Below are 10,336 nucleotides of genomic sequence, written 5' to 3' on the forward strand. Positions count from 1 at the left end.
GCGAAATGGCTGAAAGAGAACGTTATGAAGAATTAATTAAAGAACTGGAAAGGCTTAGCTATGAGTACTATGTTGCGGATAACCCAACAGCTCCGGATTCTCTCTACGATCAACTCTTGCACGAATTGATTGGATTGGAGGAGAAAAATCCGGACTGGGTAACACCAGAATCCCCTTCACAGCGTGTCGGTGGAGAGGTGTTGGCTGGCTTTCAGAAGGTGGCGCATGAAACGCCGATGCTTAGTCTTAGCAATGCTTTTAACCATGAGGATTTGCAGGATTTTGACCGCCGGGTGCGCGAGAAGGTGGGTGATGATGTCGCTTACATGTGCGAACTAAAAATTGATGGTTTAGCGGTTTCTTTGCAATATGAAGCAGGAAAGTATAAACGTGGCGCAACACGTGGTGACGGAACTATTGGTGAGGATATTACATCGAACTTGCGAACCATTCGTTCGATTCCGATGTCACTCAAAGAGCCGTTCACGATTGAAGTTCGTGGCGAAGCGTTCATGCCGAAACAGTCATTTCAAAAACTGAATGAAAAACGAGAAGAAGATGGCTTAGAGGTTTTTGCCAACCCTCGTAATGCGGCGGCAGGATCTCTACGTCAATTAGATACCAAAATTGCGGCATCGCGGAACTTAGATATTTTTCTATATGCTGTTGCAGATTTTGGTGATATGGGTGTCGCGTCACATAGTGAAGGATTGGCACGCTTGGAGAAATTAGGCTTGAAGGTGAATAAGGAACGTCGCTTGTGCCAGTCTCTAGAAGAAATTTTTGCATATATTGAGGAATGGACGGCAGGTCGTGCAAACCTTGCTTATGACATCGATGGAATCGTGATTAAGGTGGATAGCTTAGCACAGCAACAAGCACTTGGATTCACTGCGAAATCACCGCGCTGGTCAATTGCTTATAAATTTCCAGCCGAGGAAGTGGCAACGAAACTGCTAGATATCGAGCTTGGTATTGGACGAACGGGTGTAGTGACACCAACTGCAATTTTAGAGCCTGTGCGTGTGGCAGGGACTACGGTTGGCCGTGCTTCCCTTCATAATGAAGATTTAATTCACGACCGAGATATTCGGATTGGCGATACTGTAATGATAAAAAAAGCCGGTGATATTATTCCGGAGGTCATTCGAGTGGTGGCAGAAGACCGAACAGAAGAACAAGTGCCGTACCAAATGCCCACCCATTGCCCAACATGCGAGAGTGAGCTGGTTCGTCTGGAAGGTGAAGTGGCACTGCGCTGTATTAATCCAAAGTGCCCAGCCCAGCTAAAAGAAGGCTTGATTCACTTCGTTTCGCGCAATGCGATGAACATCGATGGTTTAGGCGAAAAAGTAGTCGTGCAGCTATTCGAACAAAAATTAATTACAGATGTAGCAGATTTGTTTTTCCTTTCGGGCGAAAAGCTGGTAGAATTAGAGAGAATGGGCGAGAAGTCTGTTCAGAATTTATTAGCTTCCATCGATAAGAGCCGCGAAAATTCACTAGAGAAATTACTGTTTGGTCTTGGTATTCGTCATGTTGGCGCAAAGGCCGCGAAAGTTTTAGCACAGTATTTCGAAACGATGGACGCGCTTCGTATCGCTGAAAAAGAAGCACTGATTGAGGTGCCTGATATTGGCGAGAAGATGGCTGACTCGGTCGTTGCTTATTTTGAGAATGAGGAAGTACATGATTTGCTAGCGAAGTTAGAAAAAGCCGAAGTAAACATGATTTATACAGGTCCAAAATTAGAATTAATGCCAGAAGAGAGGCTCGTTTTTGCGAATCAGAAAGTTGTTTTAACAGGGAAATTAGAGCATCTGAAGCGTGAGGAAGCAAAGGCATTAATTGAAAGTTTAGGTGGAAATGTAACGGGGAGCGTAAGTAAAAATACGGACGTTGTTGTGGCAGGAAGTGATGCAGGTTCCAAACTGGCTAAGGCTGAGGAACTGGAGATACCAGTATGGAGCGAGCAAAAATTAATGGAATATTTACCAGATGAAGGTGGTCAAAACAAATGAAAAAATTACTAGTCGTTTCCCTTAGCACCGCTCTTTTACTTGCAGGTTGTGCCCCGAATCTCGATTCGGATGAACAGGTTGTGCAGAAAAAAGACACGCAACAAGCAGAGACAGGCATTATGACAAAAAACCAGATTTCCGCGAATTACTATAAAACAGTTTTACCATATAAGGCGAGCAAATCACGTGGGTTAGTCGTTTCGAATATTAACTCCCGCTATGATATTAATGAATTAGAGTCTGGATTGATGCGGGTTTCCCAGCAGAGTTATTCACCAGATAATTATCTGTTTCAAGAAGGTCAATATTTGACGACGGAGACATTGACGAAGTGGCTAGACCGCTCAAGTGATAAGAATAAGGATGGTCTGAATCCGAAAGATAATGGCAAAGATGGCGATCAGCGTGCCCCGATTTATTTGGCACATATTTTGGAACAGGATTATTTGAAGAAGACGGATAAGGATACAGTAGGACTGGGCGGTATTTCGATTGCGCTTGCGATGAATTCTGTGGATTATTATCAGAAAGAGAAATTCGGTGCGACATTCGAGCAAAATATTTCTGATAGTCAATTATTGACGCAAGGTAAAGAGATGGCTGCGACTGTTTTGAGCCGGATTCGGGCAACAAAAGGTTTGGATTCTGTACCGGTGACGATTGCAATTTATAAACAAGGGAAGCGTGATGGCGTTGTGCCCGGCAATTTCCTTGCTTTTGCTAATGCAGATGGTGCGAGTCTCGGTAAATGGAAAGCAATCGATGAGAAGAGCTATGTACTACCTTCTGCAGACGCGAAATCAGACCATAAGACGGATAACACTTCCTTTGAAGATTTTAAAGCTGACATCGAGAAATATTATCCGAACTATACAGGTGTCGTTGGGCGTGCTCGTTATGAGGACGGTGAGATGGCAGATCTTAATATTGATATCCCATTGCAATTTTATGGAGAAGCAGAAATTATCGGATTTACGCAGTATGTGACGGATTTAATTGGAAAACATCTCTCGACAAATGCGGCAATTCAGGTTAATATTACTACAACTGATGGTACTGCGGCGCTTATCACGCGTAAGGCAAATGATGATACGCCAACAGCACACATCTTTGATTAAATAAGATAGATAATATTCCAAGTAAATCGGCGAAAAGCGCTCGCAATCCGCAAGTTTGGTGGACTTCCGGTTCTCATGTACAAATCGTACATTCCGCTTTGTTGGGACTGTTCGAAATGAGTTACAGTGCCAATATAAGCGTGAACAAAGTGAGCGGTTAATCCGCTCCAAACTTGCGGATTTCAAACGCTTTCGCTCGATTTGTTTAAAGCGAAATGTAGACTCTACACGACAAAAAGCTAGGAGTACATGAGCTAAGTTTTAAGGTAATCAAAATATTAAAGGAGGAAAAATTTTGACAACTATTTCAAAAGAGACTGTAGAACGAGTGGCAAACTTGGCGCGCCTAGAAGTAAGTGACCAAGAGGCTGAAAACTTTGCAACACAATTAGGAAACATTATTCATATGGTGGAGAAATTGAGTGAGTTAGACACGGCTGATGTTGAACCAACGTCACACGCGATTGAAGTATCTAACGTGTTGCGTGATGATATATCAATTCCAGGCCTACCGCGCGAAAAAGTATTACAAAATGCACCGAATCAACAAGATGGTATGTTTAAAGTACCGACGATTATGGAAGACTAATTTTAGATATATCAGGAGGGAATTAATTTGGGATTATTTGAGCATTCGGTAAAAGACTTACATGAAAAGCTTGTAAAAAAAGAGATTGCACCATACGATCTTGTGAAAGAGTCATTTGATCGCATCGATGCTGTTGAGGATAAAGTAAAATCGTTTATTACACTAAATCGTGATAAAGCGCTAGATGTTGCAGAAGAACTCGGGGATGCTGGAATTGACCCGAACAATATGTTAGCAGGCCTTCCGATTGGTATTAAAGATAACATTGTGACGAAAAATCTACGCACAACGGCAGCAAGTAAAATTTTAGAGAACTTTAATCCAATTTACGATGCAACGGTCATGCAAAAATTGAAAGCCGCGCAAACGATCAACATTGGAAAAGTGAACTTGGACGAGTTCGCTATGGGTTCCTCAACGGAGAACTCTTATTTTCATACAACGACAAATCCGTGGAATTTAAACAAAGTACCTGGTGGTTCTTCGGGTGGTAGTGCTGCAAGTGTTGCCGCTGGTGAAGTATTATTTTCATTGGGATCAGATACGGGTGGTTCGATTCGTCAGCCAGCTGCATTCTGTGGTGTTGTTGGGATGAAGCCTACATATGGCCGCGTTTCCCGTTATGGCTTAATTGCTTTTGCTTCATCGCTTGATCAAATTGGACCAATTACGCGCACAGTAGAAGATAATGCGTATTTGTTAGAAGCAATTTCCGGTGTAGATCCATATGACTCAACGTCTATCGATCAACCAGTAGAGAATTTTGCGGCTCATTTGACAGGAGATATTAAGGGATTGCGTATCGGTGTACCGAAAGAATACATCGGTGAAGGCGTGGAACCAGGCGTGAAAGAAGCGGTTCTAAAAGCATTGAAAACATTAGAGGATTTAGGCGCAACATGGGATGAGGTTTCTTTACCTCACTCTGAGTATGGCGTTGCGAGTTACTATATTCTAGCTTCCAGTGAGGCATCTTCCAACTTAGCACGTTTTGACGGTGTACGCTACGGTTATCAGTCGCCAAATGCGCATACATTAGAAGAACTTTACAAAAAAACACGTGCTGAAGGTTTTGGTGATGAGGTAAAGCGTCGCATTATGTTAGGGACTTTTGCGCTAAGCTCTGGTTACTATGACGCTTACTACAAAAAAGGACAACAAGCACGTACGCTGATTAAGCAAGATTTTGCGAATGTGTTTGCTGATTACGATGTGATTATCGGCCCAAGTGCACCAACTGTTGCGTTTGATATCGGTGGTTTGATTCATGATCCAATCACGATGTATTTAAACGATTTGTTGACAATTCCGATTAACTTGGCTGGACTTCCAGCGATTTCGGTTCCTTGTGGGCTCTCAGAAGGCATGCCAGTCGGTTTACAAGTGATTGGTAACTACTTCGACGAGAAAACGATTTACCGTGTCGCACACGCGTTTGAACAAGCTACAGAATTCCATAAAGAAAAACCAAGTTTATAAGGGAGGGCGAGACATATGAATTTTGAAACAGTAATTGGACTTGAGGTTCACGTAGAATTAAAAACAGAATCCAAAATCTTTTCGCCGGCACCTGCTCATTTTGGCGCTGAACCGAATACAAATACACATGTGGTAGACCTTGGAATGCCAGGCGTTTTGCCAGTTTTGAATAAAAAAGCAGTAGAATATGGCATGAAAGCAGCGATGGCAATCAACTGTGAAATCGCAGAACATACGAAATTCGATCGCAAAAATTATTTTTATCCAGATAATCCGAAAGCATACCAAATTTCGCAATTTGATAAACCAATCGGCGAACATGGTTGGATTGATGTTGAAGTGAACGGTGAGAAGAAACGTATCGGTGTAACCCGTCTTCATTTAGAAGAGGATGCCGGTAAAAATACACATACATCACACGGTTATTCACTTGTTGATCTTAATCGTCAAGGTACGCCACTCGTGGAAATCGTTTCTGAGCCAGACATGCGTACAGCTGATGAGGCTTATGCTTACCTCGAAAAAATCAAATCAATCATCCAATATACGGGCGTGTCTGACGTGAAAATGGAAGAAGGATCGATGCGCTGTGATGCAAATATCTCGATTCGTCCAGTTGGGCAAAAAGAGTTCGGCGTGAAGACAGAGCTTAAGAACTTGAACTCGTTTACAAACGTGCGTAAAGGTATCGAGTATGAAATCAAACGTCAAGCAGAAGTTTTGATGGCTGGTGGAATTATCGAGCAAGAGACGCGCCGTTTTGAAGAAGCAACTGGTAAGACGACATTGATGCGTATTAAAGAAGGTTCAGATGATTATCGCTATTTCCCAGAGCCAGATTTGGTAGATTTATATATCGATGATGCTTGGAAAGAACGCATTCGTGCTGAAATTCCCGAGCTTCCAGATAAACGCCAAGCGCGCTATGTTGCTGATTTAGGTTTGCCAGCATACGATGCGATGGTTTTAACACTAACAAAAGAGATGTCTGATTTCTTTGAAGCAACAATCGAAAAAGGTGCGGACGCAAAACAAGCATCTAACTGGTTGATGGGTGAAGTTTCGGCCTATCTAAACGCAGAGCAACAAGAACTTGCCGATACGAAATTAACGCCTGAGAATCTAGCTGGCATGATTAGTTTGATTGAAAAAGGCACGATTTCATCTAAAATCGCGAAGAAAGTTTTCCGTGAGCTGATTACAAGTGGTGGGGATGCTGAGGAGGTTGTAAAGGCAAAAGGACTTGTTCAAATTTCTGACGCTGGTGAACTTCGTAGCATTATTTCCGGAATCCTTGACCAAAACGAGCAATCTGTGACCGATTTTAAAAATGGAAAAGATCGTGCAGTTGGTTTTCTCGTTGGACAGGTAATGAAAGCAACGAAAGGCCAAGCAAATCCAACGATGGTTAATGAAATTTTAGTGGATGAAATGAATAAGCGTTAAATAGTATTATCATATTACTGGGGGCCACGATGTAGCTCCCGGTATTTTTTTGCATATTAACTATCTTCAAAATGGGTTTTTGAGTAGAAATTTGGTATAATGATAAGTATTCGGGGCTGAGATGAGCGTAATAGCGTTTATATTCAGATTTGAGAGGACGGAGAATATACTATGCAAAAAAGAGCACGGGTGATTTATAACCCAACATCAGGACGGGAAATCATTAAGAAAAACTTGGCTGATGTGCTGACTATATTGGAGAATGCAGGCTATATAACGAGCTCCCATGCAACGACGCCAGAAGAAAATGATGCCAAAAACGAAGCGCGAAAAGCTGTTGAGGATCGTTATGATTTGGTTGTGGCAGCAGGTGGCGATGGTACGATTAATGAGGTTATTAATGGCATTGCGGAGCAGGATTACCGACCAAAAGTAGGGATTATTCCAACCGGAACGACGAATGATTTTGCAAGAGCGTTGAAAATTCCGCGTGATGTAATTAAAGCGACAGAAATTATTGCGAATGGCGCTAGCGTTGCGATGGATATTGGCAAGGCGAATGATACGTATTTTATTAATATTGGTGGCGGTGGTCGGATTACCGAACTGACGTATGATGTGCCAAGTCGCTTGAAAACGATGCTTGGACAGCTGGCTTATTATTTGAAGGGCATTGAAATGTTACCTTCCTTGAAACCAACGCAAGTCAAGGTTGCCTATGATGATGGCGTTTTTGAAGGTGAGGCGATGTTTTTCTTGCTGGGCCTAACGAATTCAATTGGCGGTTTTGAGAAAATTGCGCCTGATGCCAAGTTGGATGATGGTAAATTCTCATTGATTATCGTGAAAAAAGTGAATTTGGCGGAATTTATTCGATTAGTGACACTAGCTTTGCGAGGCGATCATATTAAAGAGCCGAATGTTATTTATGTGAAATCAGAGAAAGTGATTGTGCATTCGGATGATCAAATGTTAATTAATTTAGACGGTGAACTAGGTGGTGAGACACCGATGATATTCCAGAACTTGCGCCAACATATTTCGTTTTTCGCTAATGTAGCGGATATTCCTGCGTCGGATTTAAACAATAAGCAAATGGAAATGATTGATTAATATAGGTTGTAATAGCCGAATATCTCTTGAAATACTATGAGATATTCGGTTTTTGTAATATGTTTCGCGATAAATGTAACTTTTGTAAAGAAGTTGTCTTAATTCGTAAAATGTGATATACTTGCAGAAGCCTCTATTGGGCAGTCAGAAACAAGGAAGAAGGTGTTTACGACTTGAAGAATAGTCGTGTAAGCCGTTTTATTATTGGTTTGTTGGCATGCATAGCCGTCGGGGGTGCAGCCTTTCTAATATTTTGGAATGTACAGGCGGAAGAAATGACACCTGTTGTTGATCAAGCGAAATTAATGGATAGTAATAGAACGTGGATTAAAACAAACACTAGCATTGCGATTGGGCCGAATTTAGTTCTTCCAATTAAGGGCGACGATACAGTAACGAGTATTGCGAGCAATGGTGATTTAATTCTCGACACAACGAACAAAGCTGTTTTAGCAAAAATGGCTAAAGTGGATAAAAAATATCAAGCTATAGATCGTTTTCGAGTGCGAATTTTCGCGAATAAGGTATCTACAGTAATGAATCCAGCTACTTTTCAGTATACGCACGACAAAGTGGATGGCTTCTTGACGAGTTATTCCATTTTGAGCGGGACACTAGACAAGACTGCGGGTAAAAGTTTTGAACTCACCGCAGAAGTTGGAATGCCGATACAAGTGAACGAGAAGCTAGAAACAATATATTCTAGTGGTCTTGCTGAGAAAATTGCGCCAGTTTTGGGCATCGATCCGAAAATAGAATGTCAGTACTTAGAGGATGAGTTTAACATTGTAGCTGGAGAAACGGTGAGGGCTTTTCCTAGACAAATGGAGTATCATTTTAGCGCTGAGAAAACATCCTTTGCCTTTTTTAAAGGAAATAGCGATGAGGAAATCACACAGCCAGTTGGATTGGAATATGTGATTGAGGAAAAAAGATAGGTCTGGCGATAGATTTATGTGAGGTAGTTTTTCTACAGTCTGAGATAGGTGTGCGCCTATCTTTTTTTTGGTATAATGTGAAGAGTTGAGATATGAGAGGGAGGGCAAGTATGGGTGCTCCAGTGAGTAAGAATGAGTGCATTGATGTTGTTTTTGAGGATTTAACGCATGATGGTAATGCTGTTGCGAAGATAAATGGTTATCCGATTTTTGTGCCTCAAGGTTTGCCGGAAGAGATGGCGCGAATTAAAGTGATTAAGACGAATAAGAACTATGGATTTGGCAAAATCATTGAGTTGACGAAGGAAAGCGCAGATCGGGTGACGCCGCCTTGTGTGGTTTATGCGCAATGTGGTGGTTGTCAGTTGCAGCATTTGAGTTATGACGGGCAATTGCGTGTGAAGCAGAAACAAGTAGAACAAGTGATGAAGCGGATTGGGAAGCAGGATGTGGAAGTATTACCGACGCTTGGAATGGCGGAACCATGGCGTTATCGGAATAAAGCGCAAGTTCCGGTTGGCTTTGTGAACGGGAAATTGGTCGCGGGATTTTATCAGCAACGCTCGCACCAGATTATTGATATGGATACGTGTTTGATTCAGCATGAGCAAAATGATGCGGCGATTCAGATTGCACGCGGAATTTTTGCGAAATATCATGTGGCGCCTTATGATGAAACGACGCGAAAAGGAGTATTGCGCCATTTGATGACGCGTTTTGCGACGACGACTGGTGAGCTGATGCTTGTGATCGTTACAACGAAGCCAAATTTTCCGAATAAGGAGCAGATTGTGGCGGACTTACAGACAGCGATTCCAGGCCTGACATCGCTTGTTCAAAATGTGAATGCGGCGAATACAAATGTGATTTTTGGCGATCGTACAGATGTTTTGTGGGGTCGTGAGTACATTATGGACACGATTCATGGGATTTCTTTTGCGATTTCGGCGCGTTCGTTTTATCAGGTGAATCCGGAGCAGACAGAGGTTTTATATGCGGAAGCGTTGCGTTTGGCGGAGCTTACGGGTGAGGAGACGGTGATTGATGCGTATTGTGGCATTGGATCTATCTCGCTTTGCTTGGCGAAAGAGGCGAAACACGTGTATGGCGTGGAGATTGTGCCGCAAGCGATTGAGGATGCGCGCGCGAATGCGAAATTGAATGAGATGGATAATGTAACGTTTGAAGTTGGGAAAGCGGAGGAAGTGATCCCAGCTTGGTTTAAAGACGGCGTCGTAGCGGATGTGCTTGTTGTTGATCCACCGCGTAAAGGTTGCGATGAAGCCTTACTTGAGACGATATTGAAAATGAAACCGAAGCGGGTGGTGTATGTATCGTGTAATCCATCAACGTTAGCGCGGGATATGTTGGTGTTGACGGAGGGCGGTTACGCGGCCAAAGTTGTTCAGCCGGTCGATATGTTCCCGAACACAACACATGTGGAGTGTGTAACGGTATTGCATAGATAGAACGGCTCGATTTATTTTTTGTACTCATACAAAAAAATGTAGGAAACAGCTGACTCGAAAATGGCTGTTTCCTACATTTTATTTTGAGGGTTTGTCAAGAAAAGTGTGTAATTAAGAAATAGAAATGTAATGTGACACACGGTCCTTGAGAGAATCCAAAACA

Annotated in this window: 8 protein-coding genes; all 8 read left to right on the top strand. The window is 42.4% G+C overall.

Going from position 1 to position 10,336, the window contains the following annotated elements:
- Nucleotides 1-5: 5 nt before the first annotated feature.
- The 8 genes from ligA (at nucleotide 6) to rlmD (ending at nucleotide 10,173) form a co-directional block, all read left to right on the top strand.
- A complete protein-coding gene (gene ligA / locus R8925_RS13060; RefSeq protein WP_430536242.1) occupies nucleotides 6-2,021 on the top strand; it encodes an NAD-dependent DNA ligase LigA in 2,016 nt (671 codons plus the stop codon).
- On the top strand, nucleotides 2,018-3,139 hold the full coding sequence (locus R8925_RS13065) for a CamS family sex pheromone protein (RefSeq protein WP_430536243.1): 1,122 nt from the start codon (nucleotides 2,018-2,020) through the stop codon (nucleotides 3,137-3,139). The genes ligA and R8925_RS13065 overlap by 4 nt, the downstream gene beginning before the upstream one ends.
- Before the next feature lie 295 nt (nucleotides 3,140-3,434).
- Nucleotides 3,435-3,728 carry an Asp-tRNA(Asn)/Glu-tRNA(Gln) amidotransferase subunit GatC gene (gene gatC / locus R8925_RS13070; protein ID WP_036070889.1) on the top strand — a complete coding sequence of 98 codons (294 nt, stop codon included), beginning with the start codon at nucleotides 3,435-3,437 and terminating at the stop codon, nucleotides 3,726-3,728.
- 27 nt (nucleotides 3,729-3,755) lie between these two features.
- Nucleotides 3,756-5,207 (top strand): Asp-tRNA(Asn)/Glu-tRNA(Gln) amidotransferase subunit GatA, encoded by a 1,452-nt coding sequence (gene gatA / locus R8925_RS13075; RefSeq protein WP_430536244.1) that lies wholly within the window; start codon nucleotides 3,756-3,758, stop codon nucleotides 5,205-5,207.
- A gap of 15 nt (nucleotides 5,208-5,222) precedes the next feature.
- Nucleotides 5,223-6,653, top strand: a complete 1,431-nt coding sequence (gene gatB, locus R8925_RS13080; RefSeq protein ID WP_430536245.1) for an Asp-tRNA(Asn)/Glu-tRNA(Gln) amidotransferase subunit GatB — start codon at nucleotides 5,223-5,225, stop codon at nucleotides 6,651-6,653.
- Between the two features lie 171 nt (nucleotides 6,654-6,824).
- Entirely contained in the window at nucleotides 6,825-7,766 is a 942-nt protein-coding gene (locus tag R8925_RS13085) for a diacylglycerol kinase (protein WP_430536246.1), read from the top strand.
- Nucleotides 7,767-7,939: 173 nt separating this feature from the next.
- Entirely contained in the window at nucleotides 7,940-8,704 is a 765-nt protein-coding gene (locus R8925_RS13090) for a hypothetical protein (protein ID WP_430536247.1), read from the top strand.
- 110 nt (nucleotides 8,705-8,814) lie between these two features.
- Nucleotides 8,815-10,173, top strand: a complete 1,359-nt coding sequence (gene rlmD, locus R8925_RS13095; RefSeq protein ID WP_430536248.1) for a 23S rRNA (uracil(1939)-C(5))-methyltransferase RlmD — start codon at nucleotides 8,815-8,817, stop codon at nucleotides 10,171-10,173.
- The last annotated feature ends 163 nt before the right edge of the window (nucleotides 10,174-10,336 follow it).

The organism is Listeria rocourtiae subsp. hofi, from assembly GCF_963575615.1.
Classification (GTDB): domain Bacteria; phylum Bacillota; class Bacilli; order Lactobacillales; family Listeriaceae; genus Listeria_A; species Listeria_A hofi.